The 18997-nt window shown below is 61.7% G+C and carries 1 protein-coding gene; it reads right to left on the reverse strand.

What is annotated here, in order from left to right; genetic code table 11:
- Window positions 1-10: 10 nt before the first annotated feature.
- Window positions 11-18679: a tandem-95 repeat protein gene (locus tag Enr13x_RS11790; protein WP_145386235.1), complete on the reverse strand. Its 18669-nt coding sequence runs from the start codon at window positions 18677-18679 to the stop codon at window positions 11-13.
- Window positions 18680-18997 lie beyond the last annotated feature (318 nt).

Consider the following 18997-nt stretch of genomic DNA (forward strand, 5'->3'; position numbering starts at 1 on the left):
CTATCCCACTTTAGATCAGATCACCGAAGGCGGCGTCGAGGGCATTGAGCCGATCGTCCTCGTCGTCGTCGTCGTCCAATGCGATCAGGTCGATCACGTCACTGACGAGTGCGGCGGGCGCGTCATCGGAATTGTCGATGAATCCGACTTGCTCGCCTTCGACCTGTTCACCTTGACCGCCGACCGATTGGCGACGCTGTAATTCGTTGATCACCTCCAGGGCATCCAGCGGCGTGATCACTTTGTCGCCGTTGACGTCATAGTAAGGAGGGCCGAAATCGTCGTCCTCAACCGGGATGCTGCCCGTCGTACCTCGAGCGATTCGGTTGATCACCAACAGGGCGTCGATCGGCGTAATATTACCGTCGTCGTTCACGTCGGGGTTCAGGTCGGGGTTCTGCAATCGGCTTCCGACCACTTGCACCTGTACCGTACCGGGGCTACTGACCCGTCCGGAGGTATCGGCGATCGTGTAGGTGAAGGAATCGATTCCGATGAATCCATCGGCGGGGATGTAGCGAATGGTCCCGTCGCCGAGCGGCACGACGTCGCCGCTCAACGGACTGGTCACGATTTGAATCGAGGTCAGGTCGAGTCCGCGATTGGGCGCCCCGGCCGCGGCATCGGGATCTTGGTCATTGGCGGCCACGTTGATCGCGAACGTTTCATTGACGAACGTTCCCGCCTGGTCGTCGCGGGCGATCGGTGCGGCATTGGCCGAGATGGTCACCAAGGCTTCGGCACTGAACTGGCCGTCATTGTCGGCCACGCGATAGCGGAACACGTCTTCCAACGCGAAGCTTTGGAACGCGGTGAAGGTGATGACGCCATCGTTGCTGATCGACAACGAACCGAATGCCGGTTGCAGGGTGATTTCGATCGAGGCCGGATTCAAGCTGCCGTCCACGTCCGAATCGTTGGCCAAGACCTCGATGACAGTCGGTCCGTCCGGATTGAGCGTCGGGTTATCCGGGAGAGCGATCGGCGCGTCATTGACACCGCTGACCGTCACCGCCACCGAGACGATGTTGCTCTGCAAGCCCTCCGAATCAACGACGCGATAGTTGAAGGCGTCCACACCGGTGCTGCCCTCGGTCAAGGCCTGCAAGGCAATCGAGGTCGACGGGTCGTAGGTGATCGTTCCGGTCGCCTGGTCGTACAGCACACGGGCACCGCTGAGCGAGAAGCTCTCGGCGGGCATGACGACCGTCAGCGTGTCGCCGGGGTTGTTGATATCGGGGTCGATGTCGTTGGCCAGCAACCGAGCCACGGACAGGGTCAGCACCGCATCCTCGCTAACCTCATCCTCGCCACCCTCCGGCACGTTGTCGGCCACCGCAACCGGTCGATCATTGACCGCCGTGATCACCAACCGCAACAGTTCTTGAACGCTTGTTCCGCCCAGGGAGTCGATCGCGGTGACCGTCAAGTCGACGGTGCCGTTGGCGTTGGCCGCCGGAATGAATCGCAAGATGCCGTCATCGCTGACAGCCGGCAATTGTTGGAACAAGTCTTCCGAGTCGACCGGCGTCGAGACTTCAAAGCGAACCGTTTGCGACGACTCATCGGACGGTCCGGGACTGATGTTGGACGCCCACGGTTGCGAATATGGCCCGCTGTCCTCGTTGACGGTGATCGGGTTGTCGGCACGATCGAAGGTCGGCCGATCGTTGATCGCATTGACCCGCAGCGTGAAGGTCCGCGGAGCGGTGGACGCGGCCGGAGTTCCATCGGTCGGGACATCGGTCAAGATGACTTCGAAACTGGCGATGCCGTTGGCGTCACCGGCGGGCTCGAACAGCAGCTGGGCGGTGTCCGCATCGCCGTCGACGACCGCGACCGGTGCCGAAGCAAACAGGTTGGGATCGCCGGCGATCTGGGTGACGGTAAAGAACACGTCCTGGCTGGCGAGTTCATCGAGCGCCGTTCGCGGACCGGGCAGGACATTGACGGCCCAGTCGTCGATCGTCACCGGACCGGCATCCTCATCGACAATCACATTGACCGGTCCGCTGTATTGCGGCGTGTTGTTGACCGGATTGACGATGATCGAAACCGAGTTGGCTGCGATCTGGGGATCGAATCGTTCGACGCCGCCGGTCCCGAAGTCCACCGTCGTCCCATCATCGGTCACCGTGTAGATAAAGGAGTCGGTGCCGACGAAGTTCGGACGGGGCGTGTAACGCAGACCGATCAACGCTCCACCGCCGTCACGGATTTGAGTGATCGAGCCACCACGCGCGGTTTGCAGCGGCGTCGGCTCCTTTAATTCCAGCGTTTGATTGCCGCCCGGCGTCAAATCTTGACCCTCGTTGGCCGGCCCCACGGCAAACACATCCAACAGGCCTCGGTCGTTGCCGACGCCGACGTTGAAGATGTCCAACGTTCCGTCTTCGTTGATCGAGAATTCCAGCGGGTCGACATCGGTGCGGACCACCGGAGGATCATTCTCCGGCAAGACATCGATGGTGATGGTGACCGGATTCGATTTGTTCAGATCGCCCCGTGCCAGGTCGTCGGCTCCGTCGTCGACCAGCACGATCTCGAAGTCAAAGCTGCCGAACACATCGGCTGCCGGCTGGAACGTCAACACTCCGGTCGGCGAAACTTGCGGGAAGGTCGAGAAGTAGTCGCCAGACATGCTCGCGTCGAACGAAAGCGGTGAGACGGTGAACTGGACGGTTTGGCCGTTGATCACATCGACTTCGTCAAACGCCGTCGACGGTGGAGCCGGTTCGATGTCAAAGGCAAAGTTATCGAACGTGATCGGGTCACTGTCTTCGATGACTTCGATGTTCCGCAACGGGCTGTTGGGGTCACCGAGGTTGACGGGCAACAGGTTGACCTCGAATTGGGGCCGGTCGTTGACCGGATTGAGGACGAACTGCACGAGATTGGCGGCCGTTCGCGGGTTAGGTGTGAAACCGCTGCCATCGTGGGTGGTTCCGTCGTCGATCACCGTGTAGGAGAACGAGTCGACCGGACCGATGTTGGCGTTGTAGTTGACCGGTGGGTCGTAGAACACACCCGGATTGCCGAACGAATCGACGCCGAGGGTCAACGTTCCGCCGAGAGCGGTGCGGGTCGGAATCTGGTCCAGGGACAGGGTTTGATTGCCGCCCTCGATGTTCGGGTCGGCTTCATTGTCAGGGCCGACCACGAAGACGTCCAGCAAGCCGACGCGGTTGTAGCCGCTGACGCCCGGATCACGGCGAAGCGGAATGAAGAACGGCGTGTCGACGTCTCCGAGGGCCTGCGTGTTGTCCTCCTTCAACGTGTACGTGATCGTCCCGTCAATGATCTGATTGGTGTTCGGATCAATCACCTCGGCGACCGTGTACTGGTCATCGGCACCGTTGTTGTCGGAGGTGCCGGTGACGTCCGGATTGAACTGCGGCGGGTCGTTGACCGGGCGAACGTTGACGGTCACCGTGACGTCGGTCGATTTCGCATCCGTCGGGTGGTCATCGGTGAACGTGAAGACGTAGATCACTTCGCCGACCAAGTCCGCGTTGGGGAACACCGTCAATCCGCCGGTCGCGGTGACGATCGGCAGATCGGCCATCACGCCGCGCGGATCGGTCACCTGGATGCCGGTCAGACGATCGACCGTGGGGCGTCCCTGGTCCTGCAACTCGTCTTCGGCGGTCTGTGGTCCGGGCAGGACGGTGGTGAACACGTTGTTGATCGTCGCTTCGGCCGGGGTCGGATCTTCCGGCACATCGACCGAATCGACATTCTCGATGAACGGGAAATCGTTGGCCGGATCGACGGTGATCGTGACCGTCGCTTCCTGAATGCTCGTCTCTTCAGGCAAGCCGACCACGATCTGGGCGATCGGCAACGTCGTGCGACCGTCATCGGCGATGCCGTAGGTGAACTGGTCAAATGGTTGGAACGGTGACAGTCGGTTGTAGTCGACCGCCGGCTGGTACGTCCCGTCGGTGAAGGCTCCATTGGCGAAGTTCAACGTCAGCAGCCCGCCTTCGGGCGTCGCCAACGTTTCGGTTCCGGTGAAGCCGCTGGCGACCGTCACGTTTCCGGCCGGCGTGGTGAACGACACGATGCGAATCGTTTGCTCGCTCTCGTCATAAGGTGTTCCCAAATTCACGTCGAAATCACCCGGAACATCGGGCAATTCCGTCACGACGATCGACGTGGTTCCGGTCAGCGTGACCGTCGCGCCCGAAGCGGTTCCCGTCAGTCCGGCGTTGACCAGCAGCGTGGCGAGATTGGTGGCCAGATCGTCGGCCAGATCCGACACCGAGTAGGTCAGCAGCAAATCGGTGCCGATCGAGGCGGTCGCTGAGGTGCTCAGTTCGACCACCGTCGGTTGTCCGTTTGCGTCGGTGATCACCAGCGTTTGCCCGTCGACCAATGCATTGCCGTCGACCAGCGTGATCGAATCCACGGTGGTGGTGATCGGCGAATCGGTAATCGGGCTGACACCGTCGAGCAGGTCGGTTGCGGTGAACGTCAACAGGTTCGGCCCCGCGGGTTCGACCGCTTCGGTCATGCCCAACGCCCGATCGTAGGCGACCGGGGCATCATTGACCGGTTCGATAAAGATCGTGCTGGTGATCGTGGCCATTCTCGGGACCACGTTACGGGTTCCGTCGAGTTCCTCGTCGACGCCCATGTCCTGAACTTGATAGGTGAACTCGACCTGACCGTAGATGTCATCGGCCGGTGTGAACAGGACATCGCCCGAGGCGGCGTCGATCTCAACGGTGCCGAATCGCGGATCCATCGAAACGGAAATGATTTCCAGTGCCCCGTCGTTGCCGTTGACGCCAAGGACTTCATCGGCCGCGACGAAAGGATCGAGGGGATCGATCGTCACAGCGGGACCGGGAACATCATTGGCCAGCAGGAATGCGGCGGGAATGATCAACTGGTTGTCTTCGGTTGGGACCGGGAACTGTAGGTTCTGGTCCAGATAGAAGTTTTTGAAGCGATCATTGGTGATCGAGACCAGGTCGGACGACAACACCGGGTCGCTGTTGCGCGGTGCGACCAAAATGCTCGCATCGGCATCATCGGTCCGCGGTGTACCGGCGACGGGATTGCCGTTGAGCAGCGATCGGCCGTCATCTTGGATGGTGAAAGAGAACATGTCCAAGATTCGCGGGTCGCTATCGGCCCGCAGGTTGTCGCTGTTGAAGTAGTCGGCACCTTGATAGTAGATCTTGGTGATGAAGGTCCGCTCGAAGGTGGTCGGATCGTTCGGGTCCGCCGCTTCGGTGGCGAAATCGGCCCAGATCGTTCCGAACTGCGGGGTCGTTCCGATGGCCGCCTGGTTGTTCGCGTCGATCGTGACACCGCCGACGGTGACCGAAATCACCCGCAGCGAGGCGATTTGATTGGATTCGTCCCATGGAGAGCTGGGGATCATGATGTCGTCATCGGCGATCGCACCGACCAGCAACTGCGAGGCAAGGAATTCCTGGGGTTGATTGGCGGGCGATTGACCGGGCTGGAACTCCAACGCGACCAGGTTCGCATCGACGGCTAGCGGGGCGTCGTTGATCGGCGCGACATCGATGTTGACGGTGGCGAACACCCCATTGGCGTCGGCTTCGGGACCGTCGTTGCGCTGTTTGCTGATGCGATAGCGGAACGAATCCGATCCGTGGTAATCGGAATTCGGCGTGTAGGTGAACAGCCCCAATGATGCGTCATCGAGGCGGACTTCGCCCCACGTCGTCAAGTATGTGTCTGTCGTGCCAGCTTTCAGCGGCGCGTCGATGACGACTAGGCTGTGGACGAACTCGTCGGCCGGCAGGCTGTCGTTGTCCATCAACGACGGTTGGCTGCCGGTGGTTCCATCGACGACCAGAACGTCGTCTTCGTCGACCGTGTAACCATCATGGTCGGGCAACGGTTCGGCGACATCGACAATACTGACCTGGTAATCCTCGACTTCACCGCCGATCGCCAAACCGAACGGATCGAAACTGCCGGCTTCGGAAATCCGGATGCGGGCGTAGGTCAGGCCCGTCTTGGCGGTGGCCGGCGTGAAGACGCGGACCTGGTTGACGCCATCGACGACGTCCAGTCCGGAGATCAGTTTTTCACCCTGGTCCAAGAAGTCGCCGTCGATGTTCAAGTCGACCCAGATGTCCAATTTGCCGCTGCCGGTGACGGTGATCGGCAGCACGGCGCCGGCGCGATCGTTGCGATCCAGGAACGCGATCACGTCGGCCGAATCGGTCGTCGGCGAGACGGTGCCGTCGGCCAGAATCAGCCCCGCGGTCGTCGCCAAGGTACCCTGGAACGATCCGACGGCCAGACCATCGTCGTCGCCACCGGTTCCGGTGAAGTCGTCGCCGACGGCGCCGACCGACGGGTTGCCATCGTTGTCGCCGTCGATCGCGACGCCGAGAATCGGCATGCCATTTTCGGCGATGACGTGCCGCGGTCCGTCACTGGCCAGCAGCGTGCGATAGGTGTCCGGGGCGTCACCGAAATCGATTTCCACATCGGGAATGATGATCGTGAATCGGGTGTTTCCGCTGCGTTGGTTCGAACGCAGCAGGTTGCCCGCACGGTCGGCGATCAGCGAGTTGTCCAAGTTGATGATGTACACGCTGGACGGTTCCCAGAGCGTCGACAGCGGCGTCAGACGCAGGATGCCGCTGAGTTCGTTGTAGCCGACGACGTAGTCGACGCCTTGGACCAGCGGGATCCCATTCTGGGTGATCTCGATCGCCCGATCCGAAATCGTGTCGTCGTTCGGGTCATCGACGGTCAATCCGTCAACGCCGGTGCCTTCGAATGGCGAATTGGGATCGCGGCCGTCGCCCAGGAAGATCGTAAAGTTCTCCAGCAGCGGATCGGTCACCCAGACCACGGTGTCGCTCGGATCCCGATCGTTGCCTTCGGAATCGTTGTCGACCGGGGTCAGGATCACCGCGTACGGCGCGTCGACATCGGTGTCTTCCAACGCTCCACGATCACCCAATGCCGATGCATTGGGGTCGACGCGGAGTTGACCGAACGCATCACGCAGCGGTGCGTTGATCGGAGACGCCGGGATGCCGAGTTCCGTTTTGAAGGTCAGATAGTTTTGGCGATCTTGTTCGGTGTTCTGCGAACTGTCGACGGCCGCGGAGGTACTGTTCAGGTAGTAATTGCCGTTCGCCGCATCCAAGAACAAGGGCGCCGTCGCGGGCGCGGTCAGCGCGCCGCTGCCGGTGTTGCCGTTGTTGGCGTTGTTCTGGAAGAAGTTCGAACGGATGACGGTCCCGGTGCCGCCGTCGTTGATGCCCTGATTGAAATCCGTGATCAAGTTGTTCATCAACGTGGGACTGGCCAGGCCCACGATTTCGATCCCGGTGCCCGTTTGCCCGTCACCGACCAAGGTGTTGTTGAGCAGGCGACCGAAGGGGACGGGACGCTGCGGGACCGCGGTGGTCTCGCCGGCGAAACGGATCCCGGACGAACCCGAGATTACGTTGTTCTGAATCACGACGCCGGGCACCAGTCGTTGAGTGTTCAACTGTGGGAAGTTGATCGTCGATCCGGGGTGCGGGACGCTGCTGCCGGCTTCCGTCGTTCCGGGCTCGACGTTGATACCAAGGATGGACGAGTTGCTGATGAAATTCGAATCGAGAATCAGGTTGCCCTGAGCTCGTTCACGGTTGCGATCGGCCAACAGCCCCGTCCCGCCCTGCAGCAGTTGCACGTTGTCGATGAAGGCGCGGTTGTCGCCCTGGGGCGGCGCGGTGTCGGTGAAGTCATACACCCACGCGAAGGTCGGGTTGCCCGAACCGAAGGTGAATTCGGCGGTGACGTAACCGGTCACGCCGGATGCCAGCGTCGGGTCCGCCACCGGTTCTTCACCCGAATCGTTGACCAATCGCTGCGGAACGCCATCGATCAAGAACCGCAAACCGTGTGTTTCGAGCGCGGAATTGACGTCGTAGGAGAAACGGATCACGCCGGCGGTGTCTGAAAGTGATCCCAGTTCGGCGCGCGTGACTTCGAAGATTGAAACGCGATTGGTTCCGACCGGACCGGATTCCAGGCTGTTTGTGCCGGTGCTCGGATTGGTGGCGGTGACCGACCATGGCTCGATTTCCGACGCGGTGAATCCGCCCAGCACCGAGGTGTCTTCGGGGACCAAGCTGGGGACAAACGTCGCCGGTTCGAAGGGCAGGAACGCCGTCTCGCTCGCTTCATCCACGTGCCGGTCATTGGTGTCGAAGATCGCACCGACGACCGGGCCGAGCGGGGTCAGCACGACGTGTTCGTCGGTCCGGCGAATTTCCAATTGATACGGTCCGTTGACAATATCGGGGAACTGTTCCGGATCCAAATCACGGGTCCGGCTGGTCCCGGCGTACAGGTTCGTCAGCCCTGAATCGCCATTGGTGCCGGTGACCATTTCACCGCGTTCGGCGTACCCGATGATGAAGTCGTCGACGAAGAACCCTTGGTGTTGGTTGTCCAGCGATCGGATCGACCGTGCGTTGTTCGTCGTGCTGACGTATTCGCCGAACGGAGCGTTATCGGTCGCGGCCAAGGGATTGTATTCGTTGTCGATGCGGCCGAGCGTGGCGTCGTTGACTGAACCGGCCGAGCTAAAGTCGAGCCGCAGTTTCAATCCGGAAAGGCCGGCGTATTGGGACAAGTCCACGCGGGCTTGTCGCCACTGGCCGGTATTATCAAACAACTCCTGAACGATCTGCTGGCTTTGTTGCCGCGGCGTCAGGCTATTGAGCCCGGCGTCGGACAGGTGCGAGAGGAATCCGGGCAGCTCAGCGGTTCCGCCGAAATCGGTCGGATCGGGGTCACTGAGTTGCGAGTTGTTCGATGCCACCAGATCCCACGTCGCACCGCCGTCGGCCGAGATGAAGACGCGGGCGCTGTCGCGGAACGGATCCTCGTCATCGGAATCCAGGTCCGAGCCGTCATGACCCTCGGTTTCCAGGAAGTAGCTAAAGTACAGCGTCGGGCGATCGGCCGGAACCGACCCGTCCAAATCGAACGCGCCGGTTTCCAAGGTTCCGTAACCCCCGCCGGGCAGGTTGTACGAACCCTGGACGCCGTTGCCAACGTCACCGACGATGGCCGGGTTGCTGCTCAAGTCGGCGTGGAATTCGGTCGTCAAAATGCCGTACTGGGCGTTCACGCCGGGCAGGTATTGCAGGTAGTGCTCGGAGTCGGAGTTCTGGTTCAGGACCCATTGCTCCAGGCCGAACTGGTAGCTCACGCCGCCTTCGTCTTGGTCAAAGTTGCGGAAGCTACCGGGGGTGTCGTAGGCCTCGCTGGTCTCATCGGGAACCCGCGTGTCGTCTTCGGCCTCGTTGATCCCGTGGCCGGCGTCGGTGCCGCGGAGCGAGGTCGGGTGCCAGAGATTGAAGTCCAGCGGCGAGAACGCCAATCCGATCGCATCGGCGCCAAATCCGTTGAGCCCGGAAACGTCCATGATGAAGCTGCCGGCGACTCCGGAGCCGACGGCGGCCTGCTCGGTGATGTCGGCGAACGTCGAGGGCAGGTTCAGCGAGTTGTCGATTTCCAGGAGTGCCAGATCGATGCCGGCGTACTGGCCGACAAAGTTCAACAGCACGCCGTTTCCAGGGGGATTCAAGACGCCGGCGGCCATGACGTCGGCCGGATTGAAGTTTGGCAGACCGACCAGCGCGTCACGGACGCTCAAGATGCCATCGGTTCCGGCGGCGACCGGCGCGTCGACATTGATCCCCGCACGCGTCTCGACGATCGACGGCGCCGGTGCGTTGGTCGTCTGGACCGTCGTCACGGCAATCGTGGGCGCCGTGCCGCCGGTCAATGCATTGTTGAACGTGAACTGAGCGACATCGGTGCTCGCCAGGGTTCCCGTGAATTCGATGGTGATCGTGCCGCCGGGAAGGGGGCCGGTGCCCGTGACGATGATGTTGCCGGTGAGCGCCGGAATGGAGTTCAAGGCGGTCGCGACCGCACCCACGGCGTCATCCCAATTGATCGGAGCCGATGGCACCACGTTGGTGCCGTCGTCGAAATCGAGCGTAAAGGTCCCGCCGTTGGGGCCACCGGTGACGTTGAACTGCTGAATCTCGTTTTGCAGCAGATTCTCCGTGGCCGCCGGTACCGTGATCAGCGGAACATTGCTGTCCTGCAGATCGCCGGTGAACCGAATGCTCAGCGGTCCGGCATCGAGCGTCGTTCCGGTCACGATCACGTTGCCGGGGCCGATCGTCGCCAGGTTCTCCAACGCCAATTCGACGTCGCTCGCCGATGCGTCCCAATCCAACGGTAAGGTCGTCGCGCCGAGGAAGCTCAGCTCGAAATCGCCGTCGTTGATATCGGGGTCGAGTGAGATTTGCTGAATCTCGTCGCCGACCAATCCGGTATCGTCCGAGGTCAGCAGAGGCAGGTCCTTGGCCGCCAGTGCGCCGATGAACTCGATGCTGACCGAGTTGGAAACCGCCAGACCGTTCAGTGGTCCGCCGGTGACATCCACGTTGCCCAGCCCACCGACGAAGGGCAGTGCGGCGATCGCCGAGCGAATCTGGAAATTCGGTGCGTTGTAGGGAATCGGCACCGTGGTATCGACGCGAGCCACGTCGGAACCGAAGGCGTGATTAGCCGGCGACGTTCCGTTGGCGCCACGAATCACCGAGAACTCGGCGCCGGCATCACCCGGGTTCGGGACAACACCCGTCACTCGCAAGTCTTCGTTACCGATTCGAATGTTGAACCCACCGGATGAAGGGAACGGTGTCGCATCGAGAACGGTCAACGTGTCCGAGACGATCTCGACGCTTCTGAAGTTGGTGTGGTGTGCGGCCGCGGTTCCGTTGTCGCCCCGCTGGTCCACGGTCAGCTCGTTGGCGATCGTGTCGACGAAGTTGACTTGCATCTCCTCGTCTTGGATGCGAATCGTAAACGGCACTGCCGGAAACGCACTCGCGTCAAAGACGGGAATCGTCAACGTCGTGTCGTTGATAGCAGCCGACAGGAAATCACTGGTGGGGAGCGACAGGGAACTGGTCGTCACCGACGTCACTTTTTCGAACACCGTCGCGGTATCGGCGTGCGCCGTCGCAAACGTTCCGTTGATCCCGCGGGTCACCGTCCATGCATTGCCCGTGGCCGAATCGACGCGCATCTGTTCGCTGCCGATTTGGATATTGAACGGGGTGGCCGGGAAATCGGACGCGTCTTGGACCGTGATCAACGTTTGCGTGGCGTCGATGTCAAACGCCGGACTGGTGATGGCGCCTTGGTCGACCACCATCGACAACGTGAACGTCCCGCCGGTTCCGGACCCGGTCGTGTTGATGGTCTGCGTTTCGTTCACACTCAGGTACGACGGGGCATCCGACGCGATCGGATCGGTGGTTTGGCGTCCGAACAAGCCGGCATCAGTGGTCAGGGTAAAGAAGCCGCCGTCTGGTCCGGCACCGGTGGTCAGCAACTGCGCCGCGCCGCCGGATTCGAAGGCCACGAATCCGTTTCCGGAGGTGTCAAAGGCGACGAGCTGGCCGTCGGCGGTGACGGCGAACAGGGCGTTCTTGTAGGCACCGTCTTCGACGTTTTGCGGGCCGAGGGAGAGTCCTTGGAATTCCAGATTCGGTACGCCGATCGCGTTGGTCGCATCGACGCGATTGATGACGTCGCCGGTGGAGGGATTGATCTCCAAGAACTCGCCGGCGTCGGTGACCCCGTACAGGTTGCCGGTGCCGAAGAAGTTGGCAAACGACAAACCGGTGACGCGTCCGACCAGCGGGCCGTCGGCGCCGTCACTGGCCGCGGTCGTCAAGACGGCGGAGGAGGTGATGGCCGGTGTTCCCGGCGCACCGTTGCCACGGTTGTCCGCGTTGCCGCTGTAGATCACGGCGGTGATCAGTTGGCTGGCGACCGGGTCGTTGTTGATCTCATCGACGATCGCCTGGGCGGTCGGCGCGCCGGTGATCGGGGGCCCGCCGGTGCCGCCCAGTGTCAACGTGATGGTGTTTCCGGCGACGTTGACGACGGCGTTGGTGTTGTTGGGGCGATTCGGGTTGATGACCAGATCGAACGCGCCGGCCAGTCCGGCGATCTTGGACTTGATCCGGATCGTGGTCTGGGGAGTCGCACCGTTGGCCGGAGGCGTGCCGCGAACGGTCAGACTGTACGTCTGGTAGGCGACATCGGCCGGTTGAATGTCGCCCTTGACCCCGTAGGTGTTTCGGGCATTGAAGGTCAAGGTTGCGTCACCGTCCTCGGTCGCCAGATACAACTTGGACGAGTTGTCCGATTCACGGACGGCATAGTACACGTCGTAAATCGGTGTCGGAGCCGCGGCGGGGCCGGTCGTTCCGACACGTCGGAACGTCAGCGCATCGACTTCGTCAGACGTCGTGAACTGGTCGGCGCGGCGGACCCGCGAAATGTTGTCCTGGATCTGGTTGGAATACGACGACGTGTTCGGCGTTGGCGTCTGGCCGTTGATGTTGTCGACGCCGACCTGCGTGATGTCGCCGGTTTCCGGATCGATGTTGACCAACGCACCGACGCTGGACGCGTTGTTGTTGAGCCGTTGATAGCCGTACATGCGGCCGTCGGTTCGAATCACCACGTCTTGAACGTCATTGACGCCGCCGTTGATCCCACCGCCATCGGTGACCCGCGTCAACCAACGCGAGCTTTGGAACGGATCGACGGTGTAGAGGTGATCGCTGTTGCGATTGCTGTTGTCGTTTTCCGGTTCGTCGGTTGCGACGTAGAGCGCGACGTCTTGAAGCGTGAACGGTTTGACGTTCATGCCGACGCCGGAGAGCGTGTTGATGTCGAACAACCCCTGTGGGGTCTCCGGCAGGATGTCGATTCCGCGCGAGGAGTAGCCTTGGAATCCGAGGTGGTCCTCGACGATGCGGGAAACCGAGTTGACCGGTTCGAGCCGGACCAGGCCGTTGCCCTGGTTGGCCGGATTGGCTTGGAAGACGCCGGTCAGCGCGGTCGGCAACAGTCGATCGCTCATCACGGCGACATAAAATTCGCCGCCGGGTGTCAGGTGAATCGGGCCGATGTAAGCGTCTTTGGTCCCCAAGGATCCACGGCTCAGATCGTCGATGCTGCCGTCGGCCGAGGCGTTGCGATCGTCTTCGACGTTGGACTCTCGCCCGATGAAGACCAGATCGCCGTCTTCGTTGAAGACCGCAACGGTGGTGTCGGCGCGGACCGCTTTGTCGGCATAATCCAAATCCAGCACCACGGCGATTGTGCCGGCGCTGTCGTTGACGCCGGGAATCACTTGGACGCCGGTTTGTTCCAAATCGAAGCGGTACCAATCGGCGTCGGTCTCGCTGGAGATGTTTCCGGAGATGCCCAGTGCAGCGAGATCGGTTTCCAACAGGTTGACCAGCTGCTGGGCCTGATCGAAGGTCTGGTTCGCGGCATTGGTTTCGCCGGCTTCACCGATCAGCGGGCTGTGGGCGGGCAATCCGCGCACATCGATTCCCGTTTCGGCAAATCGGATGTCGGCGTAACGGACCGTCGAACCCGGGAATTCCTGGACTTGGTCGAGCCGGATTTGCAACTGGTACTCGCCTCGGCTTTCACCGCGAAGCTGGGTGACGTCACCGAGCGTCGCGGGATTGCTGCGGACCCGGACGAAATAGGTGCCGGTCTGGCCGGGGGTTCCGGGCAGGGTGTAGCGGAAACCGGGGTCGCGGAAATTCTGGGTGTAGTGATCGCCGCCGAGCAACGGATTTTTGATCAGCGTGTCAGCGTTCAGGTTGCCCGGATCGGCATCACCGGAGAGGACCGAGCGTGCGAGCACGGTTCCGGAGGCGTTGATGATTTCGACGATGGCGTCCAAGTTGGTGTCGGTGCGATCGATGTCCAACCAGACTTCCGTCCCTGCGGTTCCGTTGAAGCTGTAGACGTCAACGTCGTCCGGGCTGGTCGGGCTGATGTAGCCCTTGACCACAAAACCGAGCCGACGATTTTCGTCGCCGCTTTTCTGGTCCGGTGCGATCACGCCCAGGTTTTGTGCGACGACGACGTTGCTGTTGACGTCCCGGCCGTTGGTCAACGGGTTTTCTGCTTCGCGGACGATCGCCACGTTACGGTCGTTGCTGAATTCATCGAACAGCAATCCGCGCCACTGGCCGGCCGACCCGGTCGTGGGATTGGCCGAGTTGTTGGTGTTGCTGTTGAGCGCACCGTTGGGCGTGAACCCGGCGCCGACCGAGTCGTCCGCGAGCGAGGTCAGCACCACCGGGTGTCCGGGGGTTCCCAGCACATGGATGGTGCCGCCGATGCGATCGATGATCTCCTGCGGGCTTCCGGTGGCGGTGAAACCGGCCGAGCCGTTGGTCGCTTTGATGACCAGGCTTTCGGAATTGCTACTTTGCAGCGTCAATCCGCTGTAGGTGTGGTGATTGCCGACGACGACTTCGCCGGCGATCACGTGGACCATGTCGGTGTCTTCCCAGTAGGTCTCGGTCGTCAGCAGTTCGCCGCGGACCTGCATCCCGTTGATCGAGTTACCGTCCAGTTCGTTCAGCCGCACCAACGGGCCTCGGTTGTCATCGAACTGGGAGTAGCGATCGATCCGACCGGTCGAGCGTCCCGAGTCACGCTGAGTGACCGAGAGCATCGAATTGGCGTTGATGTTGATCGCCGGCCCGTCGTTGTCGATGATCGTGTTGTCGACGATGATCGGTTGCGCCCCGCGGACGTAAATCGCGGCATCGCTGTGCCCGCCGCGTCCGTTTCGCGTTCCGCCGCCGCCGCCACCGGCGTTGGACTGCAGCGTGCTGTTGGCGATCCGGACCTCCGCTTGATGGATTTCGACCGCGTTGAAGGGGACGGCGCCGCCTTCGATCGGCGTCGAGCCACCGCCGTAGGCGATCAATGCGTTGTCGATGCTGCCGGAGGTCGATTGGCCGAAGTACAAACCGCCCCAATCGCCGGGTGCGGGAGAGCTGCTGCTGGTCGGATCGGAGTCAAAGGTCCCGCTTCCGCCGTAACGATCATCGGCGATGGAGGTAAAGATCACCGGGCGATTCAACGTGCCTTCGGCGATCAACGCGCCGGCACCGCGTTCGACTTCGATCCGCGATTGGTCCAGTTTGACGACCACGCCGGGGTCGACGACCAGGCGACCGGCCGCACGCGCGACCAGTTGGCCGGCGGGGGTCAAGACCGGACCGCCCGCGGCGCCGGAAATGATCAGGTTTTCGCTCAACACGTGTGGAATGTCGGTGTCATTAAAACGACCCGAGACGGTCAATTTGTCGATCGTTGATCCGAGTGACGTCTTGACACGGACGAACAGACCGTTGACCGCATTGTCGGCGAGGAAGTTGCCACGGATGTCCGGTCCGATCCGGTCATTGGAGTCGTCAAACGCATCGGGGCTGGCCGAGATCGCCGGGCTGTTGGCATTGGTGATACGGTTGAACGAAATCGTCGGTCGCGAGTCGGTCACATAGATCGGTGCGAACGGCAACTCGTTGGCGTCGACAAACACGTTGCCACCACCGTTGTCGATGTCGGCGTGATTGACATAGTTCAGATAAATGCCATTGGCATCCAAATCGGAATCGCCGCGGAACACGATCCCGCCGAAGTCGCCGGCGGAGGTGCCCGGGCCGACGCCGTCGGAATCGCCGCCGACGGAGTCATTGTGATAGGAACGGAACAGGACCGATTGCTCGGGAGTTCCCAGGACCTGAATCGACGCGTTGCTGCGGTCCAGGTTGCCCGAGGACGTCCCGGCGTCGAGGTTCGAGCGGCGCATTTTGAACAGGGCGCCGGCTTCGATCATCACGTTGACGCCCTGCGGCACCAGGAATTCCGCTCCATCATCGAGCGTGTTTCCGGAGGTGTCTTGCCCGATCAGGTAGGGGCGGTTGTCCAAGGCCGTCGCGATGTCTAGATCGTCCCCGCCGTTGGCCAGCATCCGCACCGTATTGGGGGTCGCGATCAACGTGGGCGAACCCGCGATATTCAGGTTGTTGATGCCCGAGAACTGGACGATCCGCGTCGACACACTGACGTTGACCGATGCGTTCAGACGCCCGGCCGTTTTGGCGTTGTTGATCGCCGCTTCGATGGCGTTGGCGACATCGGCCGCGGTGTTGGCGGCGCTGATGTTGACCGGATCGGTTCCCAACGTGCCGAAGCGGAACGTCACCACGTTGTTGCCGTCGTCGATGACGAAACGTTCGCCCTCGTTGATCGAATCGGCTCCGTCGAGCGGGACGACGATGCGGTTGCCCGCCTGCTGCAGTGCGACTTGGGCCGTGTCAAACGGGGTGGACAACCGCCCGTCGCCTTCCGGTCCGGGCGTCGTGTTGTTCTGTTTGCCGACGTAGATCGTCGTGTCCGGATCGTTGGATTGGAACCAGAACGAGTACACGCCGCCGGGGGTGCCGTCGGCGTCGCCATCGAAGGCCGTGCCGTCGGCGTCGAGCAGCGCGCCGTCCTGGTCGGCTTGGAAGGACAGTTGCAGGTCATACGCACCATCGGTGGTGCCGCCGAATCCGGAATCGGGGACGTTCGGGTCGTAGTCGGTGTTACCGGTGCTGCTGATGCCGATCGAGTAGTTGCCGGCTTCGAGTTGCAACTCCAGGAACGAGTCGGCGCCAAAATACTGGTCGTTGCGGGCGATCAATTGCCATTGTCCGTCGACTTCCTGGTACAGCGACATCGCGGTGTTGAGCAAGCTGGGGGTGCCCAGCCGCTCGGCGATCGTCTCGGCGCGCAGCTGTCCCGGCTGGGCCAGCGTGAAGCCGTACATGTCGATGTCGGTCGAATTCGGCGGCACGATTCGTTGCAGGTGCACGATATCATGATCGCCGGGCAACACATCGTTGGGCACACCGCTGCCCATGTTGGACGGGATGTCATAGGAGTGTCCCAGACCCAGGGAGTGGCCGATCTCGTGGAACATCACATCGGTGTAGCCGTCGCCGAAGAATCGGTTGGCTTGATCGTAGATGGCTCCGTTTGCCAGCGCGAAGCTGCCGCTGGCCAACCCCGCCACGCCGTCGTTGGGACCGAGTCCTGGACTGACCGCACGGAAGTCGCCTTTACCGATCATCAGCTGATCGCCGAAGGGGACGGTGACCGGGGATTCGATGAATTCATAGCCCGACAGCTGCGCGTAGATCTCAAAGATCTCGCGGATGATCTGCTTTTCCTTTTCGGTGATCAGGTTGATGTAGGGATCACCGTTGGTGTCGACGCCGAGGGTGTCGGGGAAGTAGTAGTTGACCACGCGAATGTCGGCGGGGACCGTCGGCTGCGTGCCCTGGGCACCGATGTGGGCTTCACGTTGAATTTGGCGGTGTCCCGGTTCGTCTTCGCTGCCGGCCCGCGGCGGGATGGCGATCGACTGCCGACGGATATTGGAGGTGATCCGCAGATCGGCCGATCCGAGCGTGCCGAGGTCGGTGGCACTGTCAAACGTCGAGTTGTCGTCGTCGGTCGCAATCGGGCTGGCGGTCACCGCGGCGTTGAGCAGGTAGGACCCCGTCGAGCCGTCGGCACTGGTGATTTCGACAAAATACTCTCCGGTGACGCCGACCGGGAAATTCAGCACGTTGTCCAGGTCGGGACCGGCTGAGACGCTATCGAGTTCGACTTCGGTTCCGCCGGGGAACTGGAGCAAGCGCAGCCGGGTGTTCAGCCCCGCGGCCTGGGGCGCGACGGTGACCGTCAGCGTGCTCCCGGCGGAAAGTTGCAGGCTGTAGAGATCGACGTCCGCTGCGTTGTCGCTGACGCCGCCGGCGTCACCGAGGAAGCCGTTTTCGGCAAACGCGTTGCTGGAATTGAGACTGCCCACCCGGATCGCCGTTGAGGGCGTCGAGTTGTCGCCGCCGGACTGACCGATATCGAGCCGATAGTTGCCTTCGGGAATCGCCGACTCGAATTTCAACGTGACCCGATTGGCGTCCGAATCATACGTGACGGTTTCGGCAAGCAGGGTCGAGTCATCGGCCGACGTCATCGAGCCCGACGTGTTGACCAGCCGATAGTAGGCGGGGTCGATGACCTGCGTCGGATCCATCGGTTGGTCGTCGAAGTAGACGACGATTTCATCGGAGGCTTGCGAGAGCGGGTTGTAGCTGATCGGCTGGGGAACAACCGCGACCACCTGGGCACCACGATCCAGGCGGAACGTGGTGAATTCGTTGACGCCGCCGTTGAATGCTTCACCGTTCAAATTGGTCAGCACACTGCCGCCGGAGCCGAACACCTGGATTTGGTAGGTGTCATCGGGCAGCGCCGCGGCCGGGTCGGTCGAGTTGAAGGACGCCGAACTCGAGGGCCGGAAGACGATGCGTTGCAGGTTGGTCGGATCGGTATCGCCCGGGGTCTCCAGACCGACGTATCCCATCGCGACGTCGATTTCATTGCCCTCGCTGAACGATCCATCGCCACCGCTGCGAACCAGCTTGACCGAATCGGTCGTGATCGTGCTTTCGTTGATGTCCGCACCGGCGCGGAACTGCAAATTGAACTCGCTCGGTGCGACGTTCAGCGTGTCGCCGTCGCGGAGCAGGGCACCCGAATCGGGGCGGATCGCGATCAGTTCCGGGCCGGCCAGCAAACGCCGGTCTTCCAATTGCTGGACGAGGTTCCGGCGCGTTTGAAGACGCTTTTGCACGCGATGCCGATCGTGGCGTCGCTCGGCGAGGTTCCTGACACGGTTACCAAGGCTTCGAAAGCTCATCGGGGAATCCCAAAAATCAAAAATGATAAAACAAGGTGGCTCGACGAGGGCTTCATCGAGTGGTGTCGGCGCCGGGCCGCCGACGAAAAATTCGGCTCAAATCCAGCAGGGAGTGTTCAGTCGCTCGCGAGGGCCGAGCACAAGTGTAGGGGCCTGGCGCGGCCGAAAGGGACGCGGCGGCGGTGGTTTGAATTGCCGTGTTGTCGCATCAGGGAGTGCAAACGAACCGTCACGAGCGAGGCCTTGGGGGTGCAAACGTTTAGTATAGTAAGGGGAACTGAACCGACAAACGGCCGGCGAGTGGGTTGGCGAAAACCG

The organism is Stieleria neptunia (assembly GCF_007754155.1).
GTDB classification, from domain to species: Bacteria; Planctomycetota; Planctomycetia; order Pirellulales; family Pirellulaceae; genus Stieleria; species Stieleria neptunia.